Annotated in this window: 19 protein-coding genes and 4 pseudogenes; 7 read left to right on the top strand and 16 right to left on the bottom strand. The window is 64.1% G+C overall.

Features of this window, described 5'->3' with window-relative positions; genetic code table 11:
• Window positions 1-11: 11 nt before the first annotated feature.
• Together OIE68_RS09070 and OIE68_RS09065 are read right to left on the bottom strand one after the other, a co-directional pair.
• Window positions 12-982 (bottom strand): annotated as a pseudogene (locus tag OIE68_RS09070) (IS481 family transposase); the annotation flags it as partial.
• Between the two features lie 446 nt (window positions 983-1,428).
• A complete protein-coding gene (locus OIE68_RS09065; RefSeq protein ID WP_327098924.1) occupies window positions 1,429-5,544 on the bottom strand; it encodes a TIR domain-containing protein in 4,116 nt (1,371 codons plus the stop codon).
• 517 nt (window positions 5,545-6,061) lie between these two features.
• Between OIE68_RS09065 and OIE68_RS09060 the strand changes: the two genes are divergently transcribed.
• The gene (locus OIE68_RS09060) at window positions 6,062-6,568 is read left to right on the top strand and encodes a hypothetical protein (protein WP_327098923.1); all 507 of its coding nucleotides are present in this window, start codon (window positions 6,062-6,064) and stop codon (window positions 6,566-6,568) included.
• Window positions 6,569-6,739: 171 nt separating this feature from the next.
• Window positions 6,740-7,159 (top strand): DUF4231 domain-containing protein, encoded by a 420-nt coding sequence (locus OIE68_RS09055; protein ID WP_327098922.1) that lies wholly within the window; start codon window positions 6,740-6,742, stop codon window positions 7,157-7,159.
• Between the two features lie 215 nt (window positions 7,160-7,374).
• On the opposite strand, the gene OIE68_RS09050 is transcribed toward OIE68_RS09055, so the two are convergent.
• The 3 genes from OIE68_RS09050 to OIE68_RS09040 all read right to left on the bottom strand — a co-directional run bounded on the left by OIE68_RS09050 (window position 7,375) and on the right by OIE68_RS09040 (window position 10,721).
• The gene (locus tag OIE68_RS09050) at window positions 7,375-8,589 is read right to left on the bottom strand and encodes an IS110 family transposase (RefSeq protein ID WP_327098921.1); all 1,215 of its coding nucleotides are present in this window, start codon (window positions 8,587-8,589) and stop codon (window positions 7,375-7,377) included.
• Between the two features lie 274 nt (window positions 8,590-8,863).
• Window positions 8,864-9,643 carry an IS3 family transposase gene (locus OIE68_RS09045; protein ID WP_419150756.1) on the bottom strand — a complete coding sequence of 260 codons (780 nt, stop codon included), beginning with the start codon at window positions 9,641-9,643 and terminating at the stop codon, window positions 8,864-8,866.
• A 22-nt stretch (window positions 9,644-9,665) separates the two neighbouring features.
• The gene (locus OIE68_RS09040; protein WP_327098920.1) at window positions 9,666-10,721 is read right to left on the bottom strand and encodes an IS110 family transposase; all 1,056 of its coding nucleotides are present in this window, start codon (window positions 10,719-10,721) and stop codon (window positions 9,666-9,668) included.
• A gap of 601 nt (window positions 10,722-11,322) precedes the next feature.
• On the opposite strand from OIE68_RS09040, the gene OIE68_RS09035 reads away from it, so the two are divergent.
• Complete coding sequence (locus OIE68_RS09035; RefSeq protein ID WP_327101621.1) at window positions 11,323-11,646, top strand: IS3 family transposase; 324 nt, start codon at window positions 11,323-11,325, stop codon at window positions 11,644-11,646.
• Window positions 11,647-11,759: 113 nt separating this feature from the next.
• On the opposite strand, the gene rfbD is transcribed toward OIE68_RS09035, so the two are convergent.
• The 4 genes and pseudogenes from rfbD to OIE68_RS09015 all read right to left on the bottom strand — a co-directional run.
• The gene (gene rfbD / locus OIE68_RS09030) at window positions 11,760-12,629 is read right to left on the bottom strand and encodes a dTDP-4-dehydrorhamnose reductase (RefSeq protein WP_327098919.1); all 870 of its coding nucleotides are present in this window, start codon (window positions 12,627-12,629) and stop codon (window positions 11,760-11,762) included.
• The gene (gene rfbH / locus OIE68_RS09025) at window positions 12,626-13,969 is read right to left on the bottom strand and encodes a lipopolysaccharide biosynthesis protein RfbH (protein ID WP_327098918.1); all 1,344 of its coding nucleotides are present in this window, start codon (window positions 13,967-13,969) and stop codon (window positions 12,626-12,628) included. Before rfbH ends, rfbD begins: the two co-directional genes overlap by 4 nt.
• Entirely contained in the window at window positions 13,966-15,198 is a 1,233-nt protein-coding gene (locus OIE68_RS09020; RefSeq protein WP_327098917.1) for a glycosyltransferase, read from the bottom strand. Before OIE68_RS09020 ends, rfbH begins: the two co-directional genes overlap by 4 nt.
• A 314-nt stretch (window positions 15,199-15,512) precedes the next feature.
• Window positions 15,513-15,629, bottom strand: a pseudogene (locus OIE68_RS09015) (resolvase); the annotation flags it as partial.
• A 417-nt stretch (window positions 15,630-16,046) separates the two neighbouring features.
• On the opposite strand from OIE68_RS09015, the gene OIE68_RS09010 reads away from it, so the two are divergent.
• Window positions 16,047-16,214, top strand: coding sequence for a hypothetical protein (locus OIE68_RS09010; RefSeq protein WP_327098916.1), 168 nt, complete (start codon window positions 16,047-16,049; stop codon window positions 16,212-16,214).
• Window positions 16,215-16,324: 110 nt separating this feature from the next.
• Here OIE68_RS09010 and OIE68_RS09005 read toward each other — a convergent pair whose 3' ends face one another.
• The 5 genes and pseudogenes from OIE68_RS09005 to OIE68_RS08990 all read right to left on the bottom strand — a co-directional run bounded on the left by OIE68_RS09005 (window position 16,325) and on the right by OIE68_RS08990 (window position 19,740).
• Complete coding sequence (locus OIE68_RS09005; protein ID WP_327101620.1) at window positions 16,325-16,690, bottom strand: GNAT family N-acetyltransferase; 366 nt, start codon at window positions 16,688-16,690, stop codon at window positions 16,325-16,327.
• Window positions 16,691-16,959: 269 nt separating this feature from the next.
• The gene (locus OIE68_RS09000; RefSeq protein WP_327098915.1) at window positions 16,960-17,361 is read right to left on the bottom strand and encodes a GFA family protein; all 402 of its coding nucleotides are present in this window, start codon (window positions 17,359-17,361) and stop codon (window positions 16,960-16,962) included.
• A gap of 458 nt (window positions 17,362-17,819) precedes the next feature.
• Entirely contained in the window at window positions 17,820-18,761 is a 942-nt protein-coding gene (locus OIE68_RS08995) for a phosphotransferase family protein (protein WP_327098914.1), read from the bottom strand.
• 150 nt (window positions 18,762-18,911) lie between these two features.
• Window positions 18,912-19,046 (bottom strand): annotated as a pseudogene (locus tag OIE68_RS47005) (GNAT family N-acetyltransferase); the annotation flags it as partial.
• A gap of 232 nt (window positions 19,047-19,278) precedes the next feature.
• Window positions 19,279-19,740, bottom strand: a complete 462-nt coding sequence (locus OIE68_RS08990) for a GNAT family N-acetyltransferase (protein WP_327098913.1) — start codon at window positions 19,738-19,740, stop codon at window positions 19,279-19,281.
• Window positions 19,741-19,903: 163 nt separating this feature from the next.
• Here OIE68_RS08990 and OIE68_RS08985 point away from each other — a divergent pair, with 163 nt between their 5' ends.
• Entirely contained in the window at window positions 19,904-20,335 is a 432-nt protein-coding gene (locus tag OIE68_RS08985) for an actin depolymerization factor/cofilin-like domain-containing protein (protein WP_327098912.1), read from the top strand.
• A gap of 54 nt (window positions 20,336-20,389) precedes the next feature.
• Here the strand turns inward: OIE68_RS08985 and OIE68_RS08980 are convergent.
• Together OIE68_RS08980 and OIE68_RS08975 are read right to left on the bottom strand one after the other, a co-directional pair.
• Window positions 20,390-20,503, bottom strand: a pseudogene (locus OIE68_RS08980) (chromate resistance protein ChrB domain-containing protein); the annotation flags it as partial.
• The gene (locus OIE68_RS08975) at window positions 20,500-20,997 is read right to left on the bottom strand and encodes a Chromate resistance protein ChrB (protein WP_327098911.1); all 498 of its coding nucleotides are present in this window, start codon (window positions 20,995-20,997) and stop codon (window positions 20,500-20,502) included. The pseudogene OIE68_RS08980 and the gene OIE68_RS08975, both read right to left, overlap by 4 nt.
• Window positions 20,998-21,096: 99 nt before the next feature.
• Here OIE68_RS08975 and OIE68_RS08970 point away from each other — a divergent pair, with 99 nt between their 5' ends.
• A complete protein-coding gene (locus OIE68_RS08970; protein WP_327098910.1) occupies window positions 21,097-22,104 on the top strand; it encodes a YncE family protein in 1,008 nt (335 codons plus the stop codon).
• Window positions 22,105-22,199: 95 nt separating this feature from the next.
• Complete coding sequence (locus OIE68_RS08965; RefSeq protein WP_327098909.1) at window positions 22,200-23,183, top strand: DUF1259 domain-containing protein; 984 nt, start codon at window positions 22,200-22,202, stop codon at window positions 23,181-23,183.
• Window positions 23,184-23,310 lie beyond the last annotated feature (127 nt).

Genomic DNA, 23,310 nt, shown 5'->3' with positions numbered 1-23,310 from the left:
AGCTCCGCGATCGGTGGCAGCACGGTGTCGACGTCCAGCTGTTCGGGTTGGGCGCTAGGCCGGAACAGGCTGGCGGGTGTGGCCATGTCCAGCGCCTGGTGGGGCCGGACGTGGTTATAGGTGTGAACCCAGGCGGTAATCGCCGCCTGCGCGGTCGGCAAGTCCGTGAAAACCCCTGCGGGATCGAGAAGTTCGCGCCGCAAGGTTTGATGCCACCGCTCAATTTTCCCGGTCGTGGTCGGAGACGACGGCTTGGTCAACCGGGTCGTAATGCCGTTCTCATGGCAGACCCGTTCGAACAACACCTCCGCCGGCCGCGGCCGGGTGAACCGTCCGGTGAACTGTTTGCCATTGTCGGTCAACACTTCCGACGGCACGCCATGGACACGCATCGCCTTCAGAAACGCGTCGGCTACCGCCCGCCCGGAAGGCACCGCCAGCACAGTGGCGACGACAACAAACCGGGAGTGATCGTCGATCCGGTGAGCATCTTGCACTCGCGTCCATCGGCAAGGTGGATGCCGCCCACCAGATCCAACTGCCACAGATGCATCGGCGCTTCCCGCTGCCAGCGCCGATACTTGCGTCGGTGCCGCTGCTGCTGGTGCCGGATCAGGCCGTTGCGGACCAGGATCCGATGCACCGTCGCCCGTGACGGCGGCGAATCCACCCCGGCCAGGGTCAGCTCGAACGCGATCCGCCGTGCGCCCCAACGCGGATGCGTCCGCCGCATCTCGCACGCCAGTGCTTCCACCTCGGCCGGGATTCGGGTCGGGCTCGTCCGCGGCCGGCTCGACGCCGTGCGCAGAGCCTCCACCCCGCCCGCCTGGTATTTGATCTTCCATTTGTAAACAGCCTGCCGAGACACCCCGTAACGGACGGCGACCTCGGCGACCGCGGAGCCTTCCTGCACCTCCAGCACGGCACGAAAACGATGCTCTACCAACCAATCCCGATCCTCGGGCCCCTCACCAAGCGGCACGAGCCGAAAGCATCGCAACCCGGCCCGAACTTGTCAACAAGGTCACGAGCACGCCAAGACAACTGAGTCCTGAGCCTTCACAAAACCGCGGCAACCTGCGGAATACTTGAGCGCCGACAGTGAGCAGCTCGCGTTCAGGGATCGCCCCGCAGTCAAGGTTTCCTTTGCGCCCTACCGCAACCGGCGCACCAGGTATCCAGGCCAGCGGGAGATCCTGAATTATCTGCGTCGGGTCGTACTCGAGGAGGGCTTGGGCCGCACTTGCGGCTGGGCACGGCGATCAGCGAAGCCACCTACCTCGAAGACCAGGGGCGATGGGAACTGATCACCGGGTCGGGACAGCGTGTGCTGGCCGATGCCGTGGTTTTCGCCGTTGGGCAAGACGAGATTGAACGCGCCTTAGCGCAACGATCTTTCGGCGACCTGACGCCGCCCTATCGTCAAGGTCAGTCGGGGCGGATCGGCAATCCGGGGCAGAGTCGGATGTAGGACTGGTTCGGTATGCGGATCCAGTCACGCCAATTCTGGTGGCTCATATTGGATATGAGTTTGGCGCAGAGTTTCTCAGGGGCAGCGTCGTAGACGGGCCAGATTCGGAGCGTACTGTCAATGCTGCTGGAGGCGATCCGCTTACCGTCCGGACTGAACACCACACTCCATACGTCGCCGGTGTGGCCGGTTAATGGATCTGTGATCGGTTGCCTGGACTCGGCATCCCACAGCCGCAACGTGTCATCGAGGCTGCCGGAGACGATCCGCTTACCGTCCGGGCTGAACGCCACACTCCACAGAGCATCGGTGTGGCTGGTCAGCGGCTCTCCGATCGGTTGTCCGGACTGGGTATCCCACAGCCGCAACGTGTCATCGTCACTGCCGGAGACGATCTGCTTACCGTCCGGGCTGAACGCCACACTCCACACTCCACCGGTATGGCCGGTTAGCGGCTGCCCGATCGGTTGTCCGGACTCGGCATCCCACAGCCGCAACGTGTTATCGAAGCTGCCCGAGACGATCCGCCTCCCGTCCGGGCTGAACGCCACACTCCGAACGCCACTGGTGTGGCCGGTTAGCGGCTGCCCGATCGGTTGTCCGGATCCGGTATCCCACAGCCGCAACGTCCCATCGAGGCTGCCGGAGACGATCCGCTTGCCGTCCGCGCTGAACGCCACACTCCACACGCCGCCGGTGTGGCCGGTCAGCGGCTGCCCGATCGGTTGTCCGGATCCGGTATCCCACAGCCGCAACGTCCCATCGAGGCTGCCGGAGACGATCTGCTTGCCGTCCGGGCTGAACGCCACACTCCACACTCCACCGGTATGGCCGGTTAGCGGCTGCCCGATCGGTTGTCCAGCCTCGGTATCCCACAGCCGCAACGTTTTATCGCCGCCGCCGGAGACGATCCGCTTGCCGTCCGGGCTGAACGCCACACTCCACACAGCGCCATTGTGGCCGGTCAGCGGCTGCCCAGACGCAGCATCCCACAGCCGCAACGTGTCATCGAGGCTGCCGGAGACGATCCGCTTGCCGTCCGGGCTGAACGCCACACTCCACACAGCGCGGGTGTGGCCGGTCAGCGGCTGACCGACCGGTTGTCCGGACTCGGTATCCCACAGCCGCAACGTCCCATCGCCGCCGCCGGAGACGATCCGCCTCCCATCCGGGCTGAACGCCACACTCCACACTCCACCGGTATGGCCGGTCAGCGGCTGACCGACCGGTTGTCCGGACTCGGTATCCCACAGCCGCAACGTCCCATCGAGGCTGCCGGAGACGATCCGCTTGCCGTCCGGGCTGAACGTCACACTCCACACAGCGTCGGTGTGGCCGGTCAGCGGCTCTCCGACCGGTTGTCCGGACTCGGTATCCCACAGCCGCAACGTTTTATCGCCGCCGCCGGAGACGATTCGCTTGCCGTCCGGGCTGAACGCCACACTCCACACATCGCTGGTGTGGCCGGTCAGCGGCTCTCCGATCGGTTGTCCGGACTGGGTATCCCACAATCGCAACGTTTTATCGGCGCCGCCGGAGACGATCCGCCTCCCGTCCGGGCTGACCGCCACACTCCACACTCCACCGGTGTGTCCGGTCAGCGGCTGCCCGATCGGTTGTCCGGATCCGGTATCCCACAATCGCAACGTCCCATCGTCACTGCCGGAGACGATCCGCCTTCCGTCCGGACTAAATGCCACGCCCCCCACCTCGCTGGTGTGACCGGTCAGCGGCTCCCCGACCGGTTGTCCGGACGCCGCATCCCACAACCGCAACGTCCCATCGCCGCTACCGGAGACGATCCGCCTCCCATCCGGACTGAACGTCGCCATCGGAGCGCTCGTGCCTGTGTCGATGATTGTGGTTGTCTGCCGTCGCGCATACAGGGCACCGACGATCGCGCTGGCGGTCTGTGGGCTCGGGGCGAGAGCGTGTGCCGCGAGAATCTGTTGGAAGGCTTGAATATCGCCGCCGGATCGGCTCGGATCGAGCATGGCCTTGGCTTCGGTGATCAAGCGTTGCGCGACCGCCTCACGGGTGCGGGCCTCGGCCCGGTCGCTGGCAGTATTCGCCTGCCAGAACCCGATCCCGGCCAACACCGCGACCACGATAGCGACGACCAGCAGTGCGGCCAGCGCCTGAGCCCGCCGACGCAACGCCGTGAGGCGGTCCTGTTGGCGGCAGCGGGAAGCGAGCAGGAATTCATGGGCGGGTTCGAGACGTCGCTGATATTCCGGTTTCGCTGAGAGGGTTTCAGCTTCGGAGAGCCTGGTTCCTTCCAACAACCACGCCTCGTCGCGGCCATTGCGATCCCATCCTTGGACGGCATGCTCGAGTCGGTCGGCGGCTTTGAGGTCGTCGGCTTGATCGCGCAACCACCTGGCCAGTGAATCCCACTGTCGCAGTAAGCTTTCCAACGCTACCTCGACGACCACTTCGCCATTGCGGCAGTCTTTGACCAGCATCCGTTTGTCCACGAACCCGTCGATCAGCTCGTGGGCGTTCTCGGGGAGTTCGTTCCAGCGGGCGATGCGACGCATCGGCTGGTCGCTGTCGGGGTTTATGGTCGCCAATGCGGGTATGAATGCCGACCGCAACACCTCCAGCTGGTTCTGCCGCCTCTGCGGGTCGGTGGTCAGCAGCGATTCGATCTCGGTGTGCACCACGCCGTCGATGCCGCCCATCGCGGTGTACTGCTCGAGGGTGAGGGTCCCACTTCCGGCGTAGTCGTCGTAGAGCCGCGACAGAGTCAATGCCAGCAGCGGCAGGGTGTCTGCTCCGTGATCTCCGTCGGCCAGGAGACGATCCACCAACTCCGGTTCGATGGTCAATGCCGCGCGGTTGTCGGAACGGGAGGCCGGGCCGGTGATGACTTCTTTGAACTGGGTTCGCGGCAGCGGTTCGAGCGCGTCGAACAAGTATCGTGGCACCGTTTTCAGCTGCACGGCATTCTGCAGGTACTGGTAGCGATCGGTTCGGATGGTGACCACTACCTTCATTGACACTTGTTGTGCCCCTGCGTCTTCCGGTTCGACGAGCAACTGGCCCAGCAGCGTCAGGAACTGCTGCCCCTGCACGCCAGCATCGGTGACGAACAACTCTTCGGCCTGATCGATCGGCAGCAACAGGGTCGGTGCGGGTGTGTCGATGTGGTTGTCGAGCCAACGATCCCGCACGGCGTGCTGCATTTGGACCAGCCACTCGCGTACCCGGTCGATGTCGTCGGGCAGCGCGGATTTGATGTCCCCGAGTGTGGGAGTGGTCAACCCGAGCCGAGTTCGAGTGGTGTAGATGACGGCGGCCAGGCCCCGAACTCCGGTGAGCGCCTGACGTTCCGGCCGCAGAATGTCCAGCACGAGAAAATGCCGATACTCCCGAGCCAGCCGCGGCAACAATCCCGCCCGCAGGAACGACGACTTGCCCGTCCCCGACGGGCCCAGCACCACGAACATCGACTCGGAACCAGTCGACCGCATCCGCCGCAAGTGGTCAAGACCTGCCAGGATCTGCACGTCACGACCGAAATACACCGCGGCATCCACGGCATCGAAGGGCCGCCAGCCCCGGTACGGCGACCGGTCCGGCTCATTCTCCGGAGGCCACCGAAAGTGCTCGGCACCGAGCCCGGCGCTCCCCAGCCCATCCAGTAACCGGCGCAAACCTTCAGTCTGCAACCGCACCGGCTCGAGCTGACCATCGACCTGGATTTCGGTGGCCGGACCGTCACCGAACAGGTCGCATCGCTGCCACTCGCGTGTCGGATCAATGTCGGTCGTCTGTTCCAGTCGGGCGCAGAAGATCCGCTTGCCCAGGGTCACCGCGGTCAGGTACTCGGCAACGCACTCGGTCGAGGCATGCCAATCCCGCGACGTCAAGCAGATCACGGCTTCACAGCGTGTCATCGCCCGACGTAACGCATCGCGCCAACGCACACCCTGTCCAATCCCGGACTTCTCATCCAGATCCAGGAAGATGTCACCCGCCAACCCGGGCTGTTGGTCGACCAGCCAGCGCAGCAACGCAACTGCCTGCAGGTTGTTCTGACTCGAATGACTCAGGAACAGCCGCGTCATCATGCCCCCTCGCTGGATGGACCCCGCGCGGTCGTCCACGCTACCGCACTCCCCAACTCGCGATACAGCGTCCAGCGACCGCAGCGTACGACACTTCGCGACCTGGGGCGCTGGGCAGATCTGTTGCAGCGCACGCGGACTCCCACACTGACCTGCCGACCCGGCCTGGTCAGGCATCATCGACGTAACGGTTTCGAAGCGATCACCTTCAGCCACTCGGCGAATCCGCGCGGCAGCGCTCGCGAAAGGGACCGGTGTGGCGACCGGACCTTTGCCGACACCGACGGGGTGTTGTTAAGGGGTTCTGTCGCCAGCTGTAGATCGGCACCACACCCCTACGGCTGCCGCAGCATCGTCGGCTCAGTGATGACGTTCAGCCGGTCCGTCACCCGTGACGAGGCTTTGAAGGAGCAGTCCCGTCGGCCACCCCTCGGCGTGTTGGGCACACCATAGGAGCGCTTCGAATCATTCGACAGGCCTTCGGATTTCGTCGGTAGTCCTGGATAGCCTTAATGCCATGAGCGGACTCTCCGACTTCCTGACACATGCCACCGCACCGTGGTGGGTTCTTGCAGCGTCCGTGGTCGGCGGTGGCATCACGGCATCCATCACTCGCGCCAGCGACAACCGCAAGGACCGCCACGCAACGGCTGCCGACCAGAGGCGACTCGAGCAGCAACAAGCGCAGCTACGACGGGAGGACATCAGTCGGCTGTGTGCGGGAATCCTCGCGGAGGTAGATGCGCTCCACCGCATCGCCACCGTTCAGCTGAAGATGATGCCCACGGCAGTCATAGAAACCAGCTTCGAGGTGCAAGATTCGCCGAAGTTCGATCCTATGGACTCAGCGATGAACGCTGCCGAAAGGCGGCCCGAGAGGCTTGGGGAGGTCTCCCAACAGCTAAAACCTCTCGGGCAGCTTGTCAGTCAGCTGGCAATACATGCGCCAGCCGAACTAACGAAGGCTGCACTATCCCTTGAGGCTCCTCTGTTCACATTGCTGTTCCGAGGGCCAACCCCCTGAACCAGGAACGTCTGAGCACGCAATTTTTCAGCGTCGAATACACTCGCCGCGCGTTCCTGAACTCTGCACGCGAGTATCTGGGCCCAAATCTCGCACTATTGACGTCACCCGCCGGCTTCGGTTGTTCGGAGTGACCAGTGGGGCATGATCGCCCCTCCTAGACTGCGGCTCATGGATGAGGAGCGAGCCGATCCGGTTTGGGAACGGTTGATCGATCAGCTGAACTGGTACAGCGCGAAAAGCGCTGCAGCGCAACGTGCCTACAAGCAGGTCAAGCTCGGTCAGATCGTTGTCGGTGCCGTAGTGCCTGTTGTTGCGTTGTCCGCACCGGCTGTCGTGACCGCGGTGCTCGCCGCGGTTGTGGTGGTGGCTGAAGGTGCGCAGCAGCTGTTTCAGTGGCAAACGAATTGGTTGAGTTATCGGTCCACTGCCGAGGCACTCAAGCATGAGAGGTTTCTCTACCTCGCCGAGGCGGGGCCGTATCGGGACGTGGATCGTCGAGCGGTGCTAGCAGAACGTGTCGAGAACCTGTTGGGACTGGAGAATGGTCAATGGGTTGGCACAAACGCCAACCATCCAGAATCGCGCTGAACGAGACTATGTGTACCCGATCCTGTGACAAAGTCTGACTACGTTCGGCGTTACCCGGTCGGATACTCCGGTCCCGTCGCTGTGGTCCCTGCCTCGTCACCGGTCAGGGGTGATGGGGAGGCCTGCGCACAGTTCGATGTAGTCGACGTCTGGTGAGATCCAATCCCGCCAGTGTTTTCGGCTCATGTTGGAGTGGCCGGATCTCAATGATTGTGTCAAGCTGCGGTGGCCGGGATTGGGGGTGCGTCCGGCTGCCAGAGGCGGTTGTCGCGGAGCAAAGCCCATACGACGTCGACGAGGCGGCGCGCCAGCGCGATCATCGCCTTGGTGTGGCGTTGCCGCTCGGTTCTTTTGCGGCGGTAGAACTGTCGTGACGGGCCGTCGGTCTTCAGGCTGGAGAACGCGGTCATGTAGAAGACGTGCCGCAGCCTGCGGTGGTATCGCAGTGGCCGGTGAAGGACCCCGGTGCGGCGGCCGGAGTCGTTGGGTACCGGCGCGAGCCCGGCGTAGGTGGCCAGGCGTGCGGCGCTGCCGAACGCGGCCAGGTCCCCGGCAGTGATTGCCAGGAATTCCGGGCCGAGGATCGGCCCCATCCCAGGCATGCTCTCGAGGATTCTCGCCTGCGGGTGGGTGCGGAACCGGGTGGTGATCTGCTTGTCGAGGTCGTTGATCTGCCGATCGAGGTCCAACAGTCGCCGGGCTTGGTCGGCGATCAGGCCCGCGGCCGTCGCTTCGCCGGGCAGGGTGATCGTCTGCGTGTTCACCGCTGCCACGGCTTTGGTGACGATGCCGCGGATCGACGGCCGGTGTGCTCCAGCGGTGCGCAGGTGCTCGGTGAGTTCGCCGGCGCCGGCGCTGCGGATCGCCTCGGGTGTGCAGTAACCACTGACCAGGATCAACGGCGATCGGGTCGAGTAGTCGAAGGCCCGTTCCAGTGCCGGGAATACCCGTGACAGCAGGTCCCGCAGACGGTTGACTCCACGCACCCAGTCGGCCATCAGGTCCGTGCGGTGACCGGTCAGCAGTCCCAGTTCCACGACCAGTTCACTCGGTGTGGACAAGGAGGTGAGGTCCCGGCGCAGTCTCGCGGTTTCAGCGATCACCTGGGCGTCGCGGGCGTCGGTTTTGCCTTCTCCGGCGAACGCGCCGCTCATCCGGTTGACCATCGTGCCGGGCACGAACAACACCTGTTGGTCGGCAGCGACCAGAACGGCCAGCAACAACGTCGCGTAGGCCGAGGTCAGGTCCACCGCCCAGCGAACCTGTCGGGCCATGTCGGAGGCCGTCGTGATCAGCTGCTCGATGGCCGCTTGGTCGTTGCGGATCTGCTTGGACCACAACACCATTCCGTGGGCATCGACTGCGACCGCGTGATGATGCAGTTTGCCGACGTCGATGCCGATCCATGCCGCGTTGACCGCTTCTGCCATACGTCCACTCCCATGAATGCAGTTGCGCCCATGGACAACCCCGCTGGCATACCCCTAAACAGCGACCGGTTCGCCACACGTCTCAATCAGCAGCCGGAGCGTCCGCAGCGGCGGGGTGACCATCCGGCCAGAGCAACCCAACTACCAGTCCCCGATCAGTCACGCCCCGCCGCTTCCGGGCATCCGAGCGATCTTGGCCCGGACAACTACAAACTTAGGGGTCCCCGATGATGCGACCATCTGATCCGGTCTTTGAGTCCGGGGTCGATCGGTTTCAGTTGATCTCGCAGACCACGGGGTGATGGGTGTGGCTGCAGGTGGCAGCGTACTCGGCCGGTGTCAGGTAGCTCAGTGCCGAGTGTCGGTGCCGGTGGTTGTGGTCGGTTTTGAAGTCGCCGATCACGACCCGGGCTTCGAGCAGGCTGGTCCAATGGTTGCGATTGAGGCATTCATGCCGCAGCCGCCGGTTGAACGACTCGATGTAGCCGTTGTTCCAAGGCGTTCCGGGTGGGATGTAGACGATCCCGACGCGATCAACGCAGAACTGTTGCAGCGCAGCCGAAATCATCTCCGGGCCGTTGTCCATGCGTAGTACCTTCGGTGGCCCGCCGGTGGCAGTGAACACTCGCTGCAGCTCGGCGACCAGCCGCTCGGCGGTGATCGACCGTTCCACGACGTGCAGTAGCGACTCGCGGGTGTGTTCGTCGACCATCGACGCGATCTTCACCGCCCGCCCGTCGACGGTCGAATCGAACTGGAAGTCCAACGCCCACACCGTCTTCCGAGCATCGGCGTCGATCACCGGAACCGAGGATTGCCCGGCCCGTTTCCGCGGCGAATGCGCACGGACCTGCAGACCTTCTTCACGCCAGAGCCGATGGACCCGCTTCTTGTTCACCGGGAAGCCCTCGTCGAACCGCAGTGCCGCCCATGCCCGCCGGAACCCGTGGCACGGATGTTTGCCGGCATACGAACGCAGCCATGCCCGCGCACCGGCGTCAGGATCGGCGGGTGTTTGCGCGGCCGGCAGCCGCCGATACGTGGATCTGTGCAGCCCAGGGACGCTCCTATAGATGTCAAGCCGTCAACGCCCGATAGTCGGCGCGTAACGCGCGGAACACTTCTCGCGCGAGATAGCGCTTGAGGCAGCGCAAGATTTCTGGTGTCGTCTTGCCGTCGCGCTTGCGCCGGGAGGCGTATGTCTTGGTGTCCTCGTGGTAGCGCATTCGGACGATAACCGCGGTATGCAGGGCCTGGTTGGCTTGTCGGTCGCCGCCGCGGTGCAGCCGGTGCCGGGTGGTCTTGCCTGATGAGGCGGGGATCGGCGGGACGCCGCAGAGGCGGGCGAACGCGGCCTCGGAGGTGAGCCGGTCGGGGTTGTCGCCGATCGAAATGACCAGGGCCGCAGCGGTATCCGGGCCGAGCGCGAACACGTCCATGGTGTTCGGTGCGACCTGTTCAAGGACCTTTCCCAGCTGCTGTTTGAGCCGGTCGGCGTGGGCCCGCGAGTCGTTGATGCGCTCGGCGAGTGAGCGCAGCGCGAGTTTGGTGGCCTCGATCGGATCGGTCAGCCGGTTCAGGTCGGGGTCGAATGCGGTGCAGGTGGCGATCAGCCGGGCACGTGGCATCTTGCGCAGCTGGCCGCGGAGTTCTTCTGGGCTGGTGCCGATCAGGGCGCGCAGTGCGTTGAGGGCGACCGACATGGCCTTGACGGCGTTGTTGCGGGCCACGCGCATCGCCCGGACGGATTCGATGGCACCGTCACGGTTCTTCGGAGCGGTGACCTCCGATCCATCGAGCAACCGCCGCGCGGCGGCATAGGCATCTATCGCGTCGGATTTGCCCTGGGCGCGGCGCAGCCGCCGGTTCGGGCGAGGCACCTCGGCGATGTCGTAGCCGTGCCGGCGCAGGTGCCGTGCCAGTCCCACCCCATAGGAACCGGTGCCTTCGATCCCGACTCGCGCGACTTGGCCGTGAGTCGTGATCCATTGCTCGATCGCTTCGTAACCTGCTGCGGTCGTGGGGAATTCACGGTCGGCGAGTTGTCTGCCGTGTTCGTTGACAATGGCGATGTGATGGGTGTCGGCGTGAGTGTCGACTCCGGCGAAGACCGTCTGCACGGGGCTCGTCAACGTATCAGTCCTTCCTGACGCTGTTCGGCGTCGGTTTCCCGATGCCAGCAGCAGAGGTCGGACAGGCCAGTCAGGGGACGCGATCTCGACGCGGCATGCTCCTATCAGGTCACTCCCTCCGCGGCAGGACCCCGGGGACTCTGCGCGGGCGGCGGGCCGCCATCGACGCCAGCAGATCGACGGGTCCCTCGAAAGACACGGTCCGGAGACAGGTCAGGAAAATTCAGAGTCAGGTCCGCTGGGCCGGTGGCGCCCCGCCCTCATGATCATGACTGGAAAATTCTGAGCCCAGCGGCCAAGCGCCGCGCCGTGGACATGCTCAAGGATGTGATGAGTATGTCGGAACGGTTCGCGTGCAAGGTAGTCGCGAAATCTCGCGCAGCGCGTCTTTCTCCAACTCCGCATCGGCGTGTAGCCGCTTCAACCTCGCGTTCTGTTCGCGCAGCTCTTTGAGCTCTTTAACCGGACCCGATCCTCACGCCAGGCCACCGTCGGCCGACCCGGCGACGGAATCTGACCCCGATACGCCCGAACCTCCAACTGCCGCTTCCCGTACGCCAACACACACCTCCGAAATCGAGGTGTTGCGACGATCAGTTGAATCCGGCCAGTACACCAGCTGGGCGTTCGGGCAACGCATCCGTCAGGCGGGACTGCTGGGTTCGATGGGCCCCGTCGGGGACTGCTTCGACAACAGTATGGTCGAAAGCTACTTCAGCACAATGTAATTGGAGCTACTCGACACCAACGATGGGCCACCCGACAGGAGTTGGCCAACGCGATCTTCGACTACATCGAAGCGTTCTACAGCCCGACGCGAAGGCATTCGAAGATCGACATGCTCAGCCCTGTGGAGTACGAACGCGTCCTGCCAGCGCCTGGCTATGGTGCATCCCGGGAGTTACCGGGGTGCTACGCGCGCTGAGCTGAACACGTGGTTCCGATGCGCCGGGCCTACGCCGGATACCGGCGTAGGCCGAAATCAGGCGCAGCCGTAGGTACGCGGACACCGAGCGCTGTGTCATCGGTTCGCTCCGTTCACGGCCGGATATCCCGAACTGCAGCTCTGACAGCGCGACGCAGTCCGTCACGCCAGTGTGGTAGTGGGGTAAGGCCGCAGTCGATCCACGATGAATTCGACAGAACGGCATTCCGGGGCCGGGTTGCGGCATCTCGGAAATCCGATGTCCGGCAGGGCCGTAACAGGTCCGCATCGAGTCCCGCCGCTTCGATAATTGCACGAGCGAATCGGTATTTGGATGCGGCGCCGCCTCCGGTCGCGTGGAGCAGTCGCGGTGGATTCGGGTGGGCGACGAGGTCGAACAGAGCGGATACGAGATCGTCGACGTAGGTTGGGGACGCGATCTGGTCGGTGACGACCGCGACGTGCTCGCCCCGGGAGCATCTCCGCACGAGTGCGGCCGGGAAATCCCGGTCGGTCCCCGAGTACAGCCACATGGTGCGGACGATCCGCGCATCGGGCAACGCTGCTCGGGCGGCCTCCTCACCTGCCAACTTGGATCTTCCGTACACGCTCAACGGGGCGGTCGGTGACCAGGTCTCCCATGGACTCGACGCCGACCCGTCGAAGACGTACGCGGTCGAGATGTGCAGCAGTCGCGCTCCCTTGTTCGCGCAGGCTCGGGCCAGTAGTCCCGGGCCGACCCCGTTGACCGCGAACGCCTTGTCGGCTTCGGTCTCGGCGGCGTCTACGCCGGTGTATGCCGCGCAGTTGATGACCACATCGCCGGGGCCGACGGTGTCGTTCAGCGCCGTTGCATCGGTGATGTCGAGTTCTTTCGATCCGAACCCGAGCACCTGTCGATCGGTACGATGAAACGGGCTCGTCGCCCTCGTTATCCCGCTGCCGAGCAGTCCGTCCGCACCGGTGACCACCAGCCTGTTCACCACTTGTCCTCGGGCGAGGTCGCCATGAGCCGGACCGGGGAGCGTTGGTAGCCGGAAACGTACTCCCGGACCGAGGCGATCATGTAGTCGGTCATCTCGTCGGTTATGCCCGGGTACACGCCGACCCAGAAGGTGTTGTCGGCGACGTAGTCGCTGGCCGCCAAACTTCCGGAAATACGGCACTCGATGTTCGAGTACGCCGGATGGCGGAGGAGATTTCCGGCGAAGAGGCCACGGGTCGCTATTTTGCGGCCTTCGAGGAAGTTGACGATGTCGATACGGCCGAAAGGCGCGTCCGGCAGCACTGTCAGCGCAAATCCGAACCAGCTCGGATCGCTGTCGGGGGTTGGTTGCGGCAGGCGGAGATGGTCGATCCCATCCAGGCCTTCGCGAAGCCGACGCCAATTATGACGCCGGCGGGCGCAGAAATCGTCTAGTCTGGCCAGCTGAGAGAGCCCGAGCGCAGCCTGGATATCTGTTGTCTTCAGGTTGTAGCCGATATGCGAATAGATGTACTTGTGGTCGTATCCGTAGGGAAGACAGCCTAGCTGTTGATTGAATCTCTTTCCGCATTTGTTGCTTTCGCCCGGCTCGCACCAGCAGTCGCGTCCCCAATCCCGCAGAGACTTCACGACGCGAGCTGTTGTCAGGTTGTTGGTCAGGACGCATCCACCCTCACCTGTGGTCAAATGGTGTGCCGGGTAGAAGCTGACGGTGGCCAGATCGCCGAAGGTGCCGGTAACGCGTGACCGGTATGTCGATCCGACTGCATCGCAATTGTCTTCGATCAGGAACATGCCGTGCTCCGCGCACAATGCGGAGATCTCTGCCACCGGAAACGGGTTGCCGAGCGTGTGTGCCAGTACGACGGCACGGGTTCTCGGGCCGATTGCCGCCTCCACGGCTTCCGGTGTCGTGTTGTATGTGGTGGAATCGATATCTACGAACACCGGTTTCAATCCGTTTTGCAGTATCGGGTTCACTGTCGTCGGGAATCCGGCTGCAGCCGTGATCACCTCATCCCCAGGGCGCAGCCGGGTATCACCCAACTCCGGGGCGGTTAATGCGGTTACCGCGAGCAGGTTCGCCGATGATCCGGAGTTGGTGAGTCGCGCCTTGCGGAGTCCGATTTTTCTGGCGAATTCGGTTTCGAATCGATGTGCCAGAATTCCCGCCGCGATACGCATATCCAGCGCTGCCTCGACCACGGCAACCCTGTCGTCGTCATTGAGGCAGGCGCCGGATGATTGGATCTCGGTGACGCCCGCGACGAAGCGATGCTCGGTTTGCGAATTGTGTAATTGTCGGATTCTCGCGAGTAGATCGTCTCTATCGTTCATTCTATTTTCTCCCGGTGCGAGCCTAGAACGAGATCTGCGAGGTCATCGGCGAATGCAGATTGCGGCGGCAGCGCCCACATGTGTCGTTTGAGCGATCGTGCGGCCTGCCGGTAGGCGCAGTCGTCGAGGGTCCGTCGGCAGGCGGTGAAAACATCCGAGGCGTTGACGGTCATAGGATCGATGTGGATACCGGTGCCGAGGGTTTCGCAGCGTCGTGCATTTCCGGGATGATCGGCGAAAAAGGGGAGTACCACGTGCGGGACTCCGTAGGTTATCGTGTCGCGCATCGAATTCAATCCACCGTGCGTGATGAACAGGTCCACGTTTGCCAATACGAGGGACTGGGGTACGTACGGCAGAACATGGATGTGCGGCGGTAGCGACCGAAATATGTCGCGGTACAGCGACGGCAACGAGACGACCGCGGTACACCGGAGCTCAGCCAAGGCCGCGAAGACCTCCCTGTAGATTTCGGACATTCGATCCCTGAATCGCGGTGAGAAGGGTCCGATCGAGCCCAGTGAGAGGTAAACGATCGGCCGATCGCCAGGCATCGACGTGAACACGTCCGGGAGCAGTTGATCATTGTGACGTACCGGTGGTTCGTGCCGGTACCGGACCAGTGGGGTGTCGAGATCGGCGTTATTGAATTCTTTCGGCGTCAGGGAGACCGTGAGATGCCGCAGGATTCCCGGTGTCGATGGTTCTTCCGGAAGCCCGAGTTTGGCCCGCTGAGTGGTCAGAGCGGGCCGGATCAGGTCTTCATGGAGGTTTCGCACAAGCTGCAGCGGGCCGATATCCACCGTGACGTGTGGTATTCCGAGCACCTCCGCGGCCAGGTAACCGCCGAATTCCGAGCACTCGTGTAGGACGACATCGGGCCGCCACCGCTCGGAGAGGTTCAGTACGTCTTCGGCGATACGCAGGGCGATCCGGTCACTGAGGAACTCCGTCATGTACATCCGGTCGAACGCGTCTATGTCCCGGTCGAGCAGAAGTCCGAAGATGGCTGCATCGAACTCGCGGTTGGCCCGCCGTATGTTCACGTCTACGGTCTCGACGCCGTAGTTACTGTGCAGCCAGGCGCCCCACTTCTCGGGTGCCGCAACGCGGACATCGTGGCCATGCCTGCTTATCGCGTCGGCCAGGGTGACCAGTCCACGGAAGTGGGATTCGAACTGGTTGAGGGTCACCAGCACGCGCATGCGATCTGCCCGCAAGAAAGCCATGCGGGCAGCGTGACACATTGGGGCACAAGGCCGTACGCGTTTCCGTCGAACTTGCCAGCGACTGTTTCAGCCCGGGAGGTGTCGAGTAATTTGCTCGGTGGAAGCCAGGCTGAGGCAGTGCGTGTCGGCACTCCCGCGATCCGGTGCCGCGCGGCTGTAGTTCGCCCGCCCGCCCTCCCTTGCGATACGGGTCGAGGTGGAACCCGACAGTCGAGAGCGTCGAGGCCTGGGGACGCACTGGCTGATCTCGAGGGCGCGTTTCGCGAGGCGCTGCTGACCGCGTTCGTCACATGCGGCGATCCGCAAACACGTGTGGCGAGAGCCAGTTTCGGCTGTTTGCTCTCGAGGCGGGCCTTCGCGCGGGCCTTTGCCATGCCGTCGCGGGTGCGCATATGGCCGAGATCGGCTTCGAACTCGGCGACCATGACGAGGGTCCATCCCCTCTGGTGGTTCGGTGCGATCAGGCTGGCCAAACCGAACTCGTACTGGGCGCGCCGTTTCTACGACGCGGACAAGTTACGGCGGGCCCATGACCGATTCCCGGACTCAGTGGTGTCGGTGCCGTCGCCCGGCAAACCATGACGATTGTGGTTGTGCCCCGGTCGGATTCGGACCGTGCTTCGGCGAGCGTATCTCGGCCTGTGGGGTCCAGTCGGCCGAAGAGTGTCTCTGAACCCCGACCGCCGTACTAGGGCCGCCCAACAGCGCCCACCACCGCTCGATCGAGGGCAGACTTGAAGGCGTGAGCGACCGGCCTGATCCCGGTCGCTGACGGGCGCGCCATCCTGGACCAGACACACAGACTCCAGGATGCCGACACCCGCGGCGACGAGGCCACAGCGAGTGGTGTGCGCGCCGATCTGGTCACCTGCTACGGACACGAGACCATCGTCGGCGTGATGTTGCGTCGCCATGAGCGCGAACGCCTCGGTTTCGAGGTTGAGCTGCTGCGGCTGATCGGTCCCACGTTGTTGTACGGCGACAGCGCCGGTCAAGAACCATCGACCACGCCATAGCAATCGGCCACCAGAACAGATGATCTCGAGCGCCGCGACTGCCGCCGACCTCGGCACCGCGCTTGCTTGGGGTCTGTTGCGACGCAGTTGGTTAGCGGTGACCCGACGGATCAACTCGCGGTTGTCAATGTCTTCGCGAACGCGCGATTGAAGTCCGGCCGGTCCGGAACATACGCGGGAATCAGGTGGTAGCCAGCGGATGTGTACATGTGCATAGCTGCCTGGTTGTAGGACCCGGTTTCGAGGATCACCTCGTGTGCGCCGTATGCGGCGGCGTGCTGCTCGAGCTCGGCCAGGACGCGGCGGCCCAGGCCGATCTTGCGATATCCCGGTGCGACGTACATCTTGCGGATCTCCATGACGTGGTCCCGGTCGGGATAGGTTCTCACACCGCCACACGCGAAGGGATCGGCTGCAGTGGTGTATGCGACGACGAACAATCCAGAAGGCGAGTGGTACTGCGATGGCTTATCCAGTCCCGGTGGATCGTCGAAGCCGACGACGCCCCGGCGTTCCTGCGCGTATGCGTGCAGCAGACACGTGGATTCGGAATCGTCGAAATCACGCGCAGAGAGCGTGACATCGACCGCGCTGCGAACCCCTGCGACATGCGACCCATTCCAGCGATTATCCGGTTCACAACCCTAGGTGCAGTGGGAAGAGCTTTGATCCTTCGCTAATTGACCCGTTGTCGACGGTGACTGCCTAGAAGTTGTTGGGGCACACCGAACGTGTCGATGCTGGTCTATAGCATGCCCGCGACGGAGACCTCAGCTTTGGTTGTCTCGATTGCGGGCATCCATGCAACGGCTGTTTCCTTCGAGCTCTGGTGCACGGGGACCAGATCGCTGTGGTCGTCGAGGCTCATCATCGTCACACCTATAGCCGTGCCGCCGACATCGAGAGCCGCGATCGTGCTGCCGCAGTTGCCGCAGAATCCGCGGGCGGTCGTGGGCCAGGTCTTGTACCAGCGAGGCTCCCCGCCGGGCCCGACCCATTCGAATCCTTCGATGGGGAAATCGACCCATGCCATCGCTGGGCAGCCACCGAGCTGCTGGCAGTGTGGGCACGAGCACAGATGTGGAAAATCAACATCCCCGGCCGCACGGAAACGGATTTGCCCACACAGACAGCCACCCTCGCGCATCAGAACCTCCCTCTTCATCGATACTTCGAATGTTGTTGGCACAGTGGAAATTCAATAGTTCAGGAACAAACGCCCCCGGCCTCGGAAAGCTTGGGTCCGGGCCGCACCGGTTGCTGATTGCCAGGCGAGGCCCGCAGCGGTTGTCCGAACGTTTCCTGAGCGCGTCGCGCGGCACCATCGTTGTGAGCGTCGGGTCCCGAAGCTATTTCAGGTGCAGCCCCGACCGTGGGAAGCGTAGTGCGGCACTGAGTTCGGCGCGTAATGAGATCCAGGTGAGGTGTCCATTAGTGCGGCACCACAATGGAAGTCGTGTTCCCCAGTATCGGCTACGCGGGACGGCACGCGTGGTTGTGGTCAGGGAAGGCATGGAGGTGATTCGACGGTCGGGGTGGCGGATGTACGTTCAGCAGTTGGCTCGCAGGCAAGGCGGGCACGGCACCACCGGGTGACCGCGCGCTCTACCGTCCGGGCATTGTGATTCGTTTGGTCAGCCATTCTCGGGAGATACAGGCTTTTTCGGCTTGGTGGACTCGCAGATTTGGTGACCGCGGCTGTGCGGGCAGTCGACTGTTACGGGCCCAGTAGCCCGACATCGCGCACACGAACGCGGTGATCGCGGCCGGGTCGGTGTCAACAGTGGTTGGGTGAGTGGCGAGGATGGGGTCGGGGTCGATCCCGTCGGCGAGCAGTGATGGCATGAGTGAGACGAGGTCGACCCACGCGGCACCGCTGCAGGGCCAGGCCCAGTCCACCACGACCACGCCGCGGTCTTTTTGGTAGAGCATGTTGTCGGGGCGAAGGTCGGTGTGCAGCAACGTGTCCCCGGCCGCCAGATCTGGCCAGGTTGCTTCCAACTCGGCGAGCCGGTCCAGGTTGCGTAGCGACCACCGGTCGAGGTCAGCGGGCGGACCATGTTCGGCGAACTGCCGCCAACCGGTCAGTTCCGGCCCGTAGGACTGCTCGATCGTGGGCACCTCAGCCAGCGGGTTCGGCGTCAACACCACCGCCAACTGCTCAACCACGTCTAACACGGCGGCCAGCTCACGGGGCCGATCGAGGCGAGGATGCCAGCCGGGCACAGCTTCGAACACGGTGACCACCCATCCCGCCGACTCGATCGAGAACAACACCGCAGGCGTCGGCACCACAGCGGGTAGCCGGGAAACGGTGTCTGCTTCGGTGTGATAGCGGAGGGCGAGGGTGTCATCGCTGGGGATCGCCTTCGCGAAAACCGTTCGGCCGTCGTCCAATTTCAGAAGCGCGGCCATGCCGTGGCTGAACCCGCCAGACGGAACTGTCACCATCTGAACCCGAGCATGCGAGCGGCGCTCGATCACCGCGCGCACCGCGGCGGGCAGCTGATCCCATCCGATCCGATACGTGGCCTGCTCGTCTGTCATCGCACCATCGTGGGTCCCGCGACACCGCGGACTCCACTCATTTTCGGTGAGCGACCGAGGTCGGACGTCTTGGGGGAGTGGGGGCTGTAACGGATGTGTTCGAGGCTGCCGTAGGTAGAGGCCTGCTTCCTCGAAGTCCCAGCCCCGTTTGTAGAATCCTGCAACGTCGAGATGTGCTGCCAGCCCAAGGTGGTGGAGCTGCCGTTGGGTTGCCCAGTCGGTGATTCGGTCCATGATGAGCGTGCCGATGCCTCGATGATGGTGTCGCGGGTCGACCTGGCGCACGGTAGTTATTCGTTTGCTGCGCTATTCCTCCGCTCAGGTCGGCTGTTGAGCCGGTGAGGCCGGGCCGGTGACCTTGCGGCAATTCTGTGTACCGTCCATCCGGGTGGGGTCGTTGCTGTTCAGGCGGTACCCGGGTGGTCGTTTCGAGCCGCGCTGCCGCTGGTGTGGATGGGGGATCTCCACACCAGCCTGGCGGCGCGATAGCAGTACTCCCAGGCGCACTGTCAATGAATCAGCGCGGCAGCAGGTCTCGCGCGGTGCCGTGGCTGTTCGCTGAGCGCGGCATGGATTGTGGCGGCCGGATCATTGTGGCTGCGTCGACGCATTTGAACCCGAATCTCTCGTAGAGCGAGTGCGCGTCGCGGGTGAACAAGATCCAGCCGAACCCGCTGCCGGGACCGTCACGGATCATGTGGTCGACGATCTGTTTCCCGAGCCCCCGGCCGCGGTGAGCAGGCACGACGAATACGTCCGCGAGCAGGGCATTGTTCGTGCCATCGGACATGGCCCTGGCGAACCCGACCAGCGCGCCGGTGGCGGAATCGTGCGCGGTGACGACGCGCCAGACGGCAGTGAACTCGTCTTCGACCTCGTCGCGGGTACGTGACCCGCTCCAGTATGCCCCGGTCGACAGGTGCGCCCACACGATCTCGATATCGAGCAGAGTCCGGTCAGTACTGAGCCGATAGGGCATACCTCGGATGCTATCGGGGACGTCCGCGCGGGTTGGCTCATTTCGGACCGCAGCGGACAGTGGGTCGTGAAATGATCTCTACGACAACATATCCCGGTAGCTGCGTGGGTCCGGTCCGTCCGGCGGTCGGGTTGGCGCACTGCCTCCTCGAAAGGATGGCCTCGTGGCATCAGGTGTCGCAGCGCACGATGACGTCATAACCCAGTTCAACGACTTCAAGCTGAAGCGCCCTCCGTTCAACTACCGCTACTTCATCTACAAGATCGAGAACGACTCGCAGATCGTGATCGAGTCCACCGCGCCGATCGAGGCGGATTACGAACAGTTCTACGAGACCCTCTCCGCGATCAGGGACGAATGCCGGTACGCGTTGATCGACCTGGAAGTCGTCACCAGCGACGGCCAGCCGGACTCGCAGATCGTGTTCATCAGCTGGTCTCCGGACACGGCCAAGATCAAAAGCAAGATGCTGTACGCCTCCAGCAAGGAGGCGATCAAACGAGTCCTTATCGGCGTCGGGATCCATCTCAACGCCACGGACGCGAGAGAACTCGAAAAGGGCTACGTCATGGACAGCATCAAGAAATACCTCTGAGTGGTGGGACAGATCGACTCCGCGCATGTCGAAACCTGTGGCGTCCGAGGGTAATTCGGCGGGGTCGGTGAGGAACACGAATTCCGCGTCGGGGTCGAGGTGACGGCGGATCAGCCATGCGCAGGCGGCGCGGTCGATGTGGATGCCGGCGCGGGTGGCCCACTTCATGAGGAGACCTGCCGCGAGCCGATGTCGGTGGTGGCGAGGGCTTCGACGGCGGCCACGGCGTGCTCTCGTTCGACGGGTGGGAAGTAGTCGCGGCGTTGGATGCGCCGCAGTTCGGCGCGTAGTCGCCGCGCGAGGGACTGGCGCGCTGCGGTGGCGGTCGGTGCGGCGGCGGCTTCGGCGGTGATGGCGGTGTACTCGGCGGCGCGGGCGCGGGCCATGCTCGCGGCGAGTTCGCGTTCGGTGGCGAGGGTGGCGGGGCGGGCGATCCAGATCGAGGCCGTCCCGCCTGCTTCGATCGCTTCCTCGGCGATCCATTCCAAGTGTTCGCGGGTGCGCGCGTCGGCGGGCAGGGTCACCAGTCCGTCGGAGATCTGCCCGACGCCGAGCGTTTTGAGTTTGCGCCATATCGCGATTCGTCGGGTCGAGGGCTCACGCGGCACTCGATAGGACAGCAAAACCCATTCGCCCGGCGCGCTGGGCCCTCGGTCGAGCATCGAACCTCCCGGGGGTGTGGACTCGGACGCGGTGGAACTCCTATCGTAGGCTCGTAACCACGGTTACATCTCTCTGGAGAGGTGGGCAGGGTGCGGTCTATGCGGGTGGTTGCGGCGCTGGTCGGTATCGCGGTGGTGGTAGCCGGGTGCTCCTCATCGCAAGCTCCGTCGCAGACCGGGGGTGATCTGCCGTTGCGGAAGGTCGGTGAGATGGCACTGACCGGTGGCCCCGTGCGGTTCGACTACACCGGTTTCGACGCCGGGCGGGGGCTGTTGTTCCTGGCGCATATGGGTGCGGGCGAGGTGGTCGTGGTCGATGTGCATGCGCGCACGGTGGTGCGCACCCTGCCCGATACCCCGGACGTGCACGGCGTCATCGTCGTCGCGGACAAGCGTCGTGTGTATGCGACGGCTACCGGCCGCGACCAGCTCGTCGCGTTCGACGAGGACAACGGCGCGGTGCTGTTCACCGCACCGACCGGCACCTACCCGGACGGACTGGCTTACGACCCGGTGCGCAATGCGGTGTGGACGACCAACGAGCACGCGGGCACCGAGACGGTCGTGGACGCCGACGCCGGCAGCGTCCGTGCCACCGTGCCGTTGGGGGGTGAGGTGGGAAATGTCGTGTACGACCAGGCGATCGACCGGATGGTGGTGGCGGTGCAGGGCCGCGGTGACCTTGCCTTGATCGACCCGGAAACCTTCGCGGTCACCGACCGAATCTCCACTCCGGGGTGCGACGCCCCGCACGGGCAGGCACTCGACAATGCCGCTCAGCTGATGTTCGTCGGGTGTGAGGGCAATGCCACCATGGTCACCGTCGACCTCGCGGCACGCTCGGTCATCGATCGCCACAGCGTCGGCGAGACGCCCGACGTGCTGGTGTACGACGCGGGCGCGCAACGGGTCTACGTGGCGTGCGAAAGCGGTTGGGTCAGTGTGTTCGACCTGCGCGACCGGCGCACCACGGCGGTCGGTGCGAAGCATCTGGCCGACGGTGCGCACACGTTGGCGCTGGATCCGGCGACCCACCACAGCTACTTCCCGATCCCCGATGGCGGCGCCAACTCGCCGGTCCTGTGGGAATTCGAACCCACGACCTAGCCGCGGGGCATTCTCATCCGAGCTTCATGAACTGTCGACACACCTCGGCGTGCAGTCCATCCCGACCAGCGCCCCTCCGACGACAGGAATTCACCATGTTTGCTTCTCCTCGCCGATCCGTCCCGCGCTCGGTTGTGCTGGCCGCCCTGCTGGCCCTCACCGTGGCGACCGGGTGCTCGGGCAACAGCGGCACCGACTCCGCTACCTCAACCATGAATATGCCCATGCCGGGCGGTCACAAGCCGGTCGCGACCACCGACGCGGACTGGAAGCCGGTCACCGAGTTGCTCGGGCGCACCGGCAAATTCGGTGACGACAACACTGTCTACCGCATCCCGTTGGTCCGCTCGGATCTGCAGGTGCAGTCCCAGGGTGTGGCGATCAAACCGGGGTTGTCCCTGGGTGGCTACGCAGCTTTCGCGAAATACGACGACACCAGCATGGTGATGGGCGACCTGGTCGTCACCGAGGAAGAGTTGCCGAAGGTCGCCGATGCCCTGCACGCCAACGGTTTCCAGCAGACCGCCCTGCACAAGCACTTGCTCAAGCAGTCCCCGCCGATCTGGTGGACCCATATCGAGGCTATGGGCGACCCGGCGCAGCTGGCCAAGGGTCTCGCCGCCGCACTCGCCGCCACCACCATCGCAGCGCCCGCCGCACCGCCCGCCCAGCAGCCGCCGGTCGACATCGACACCGCCGGAGTGAACGCGGCCTTAGGCCGTACGGGCACCGCTGATGGCGGGCTGCTCAAGTTCACCCTCGCCCGCGCTGAAACCATCAGCGACGACGGCCATGTGCTGCCGCCGAGCTTCGGTGTCACCACCGTCGTCAACTTCCAGCCCGTCGGCGACGGCAAAGCCGCCATCAACGGCGATTTCGCGCTCACCGGACCGGAGGTGAACAAGGTGATCGAGGCGCTGCACAAGGGCGGCATCTCCGTGGTCGAGGTGCACAACCACATGCTCGCCGACGACCCGCGCCTGTTCTACCTGCACTACTGGGCCGTCGACAATGCCGTCACCCTCGCCAAGGCGCTGCGCCCGGCACTGGACGCGACCAACCTCGCCCCCTCGAAGTGATTTCGGGCCCGACGCAAACGCCGCGGGCCGGTTCGCCTGACAGCCGGTCCGCGCCTCCGCCCCAAGAGATATGGCCCATGGCTTTGGGTGATAGTGGCGGACCGGGTCGGCACGTTTTGCTCGAGAT

Source organism: Nocardia vinacea (assembly GCF_035920345.1).
In the GTDB taxonomy this organism is placed as follows: Bacteria; Actinomycetota; Actinomycetes; order Mycobacteriales; family Mycobacteriaceae; genus Nocardia; species Nocardia vinacea_A.
The sequence above is the reverse complement of the archived record's forward strand: the minus strand, read 5'-3'. Positions and strand labels throughout refer to the sequence as shown.

Excerpts from the sequence above, each read along its gene's own strand:
- OIE68_RS09065 (WP_327098924.1), bottom strand. The coding sequence starts at position 5,544 with ATGACGCGGCTGTTCCTGAGTCATTCGAGTCAGAACAACCTGCAGGCA.
- OIE68_RS09060 (WP_327098923.1), top strand. The coding sequence starts at position 6,062 with ATGAGCGGACTCTCCGACTTCCTGACACATGCCACCGCACCGTGGTGG.
- OIE68_RS09055 (WP_327098922.1), top strand. The coding sequence starts at position 6,740 with ATGGATGAGGAGCGAGCCGATCCGGTTTGGGAACGGTTGATCGATCAG.
- OIE68_RS09050 (WP_327098921.1), bottom strand. The coding sequence starts at position 8,589 with ATGGCAGAAGCGGTCAACGCGGCATGGATCGGCATCGACGTCGGCAAA.
- rfbH (WP_327098918.1), bottom strand. The coding sequence starts at position 13,969 with ATGAACGATAGAGACGATCTACTCGCGAGAATCCGACAATTACACAAT.
- OIE68_RS09020 (WP_327098917.1), bottom strand. The coding sequence starts at position 15,198 with ATGGCTTTCTTGCGGGCAGATCGCATGCGCGTGCTGGTGACCCTCAAC.
- OIE68_RS09000 (WP_327098915.1), bottom strand. The coding sequence starts at position 17,361 with ATGCGCGAGGGTGGCTGTCTGTGTGGGCAAATCCGTTTCCGTGCGGCC.
- OIE68_RS08995 (WP_327098914.1), bottom strand. The coding sequence starts at position 18,761 with ATGACAGACGAGCAGGCCACGTATCGGATCGGATGGGATCAGCTGCCC.
- OIE68_RS08990 (WP_327098913.1), bottom strand. The coding sequence starts at position 19,740 with ATGCCCTATCGGCTCAGTACTGACCGGACTCTGCTCGATATCGAGATC.
- OIE68_RS08975 (WP_327098911.1), bottom strand. The coding sequence starts at position 20,997 with ATGCTCGACCGAGGGCCCAGCGCGCCGGGCGAATGGGTTTTGCTGTCC.
- OIE68_RS08970 (WP_327098910.1), top strand. The coding sequence starts at position 21,097 with ATGCGGGTGGTTGCGGCGCTGGTCGGTATCGCGGTGGTGGTAGCCGGG.
- OIE68_RS08965 (WP_327098909.1), top strand. The coding sequence starts at position 22,200 with ATGTTTGCTTCTCCTCGCCGATCCGTCCCGCGCTCGGTTGTGCTGGCC.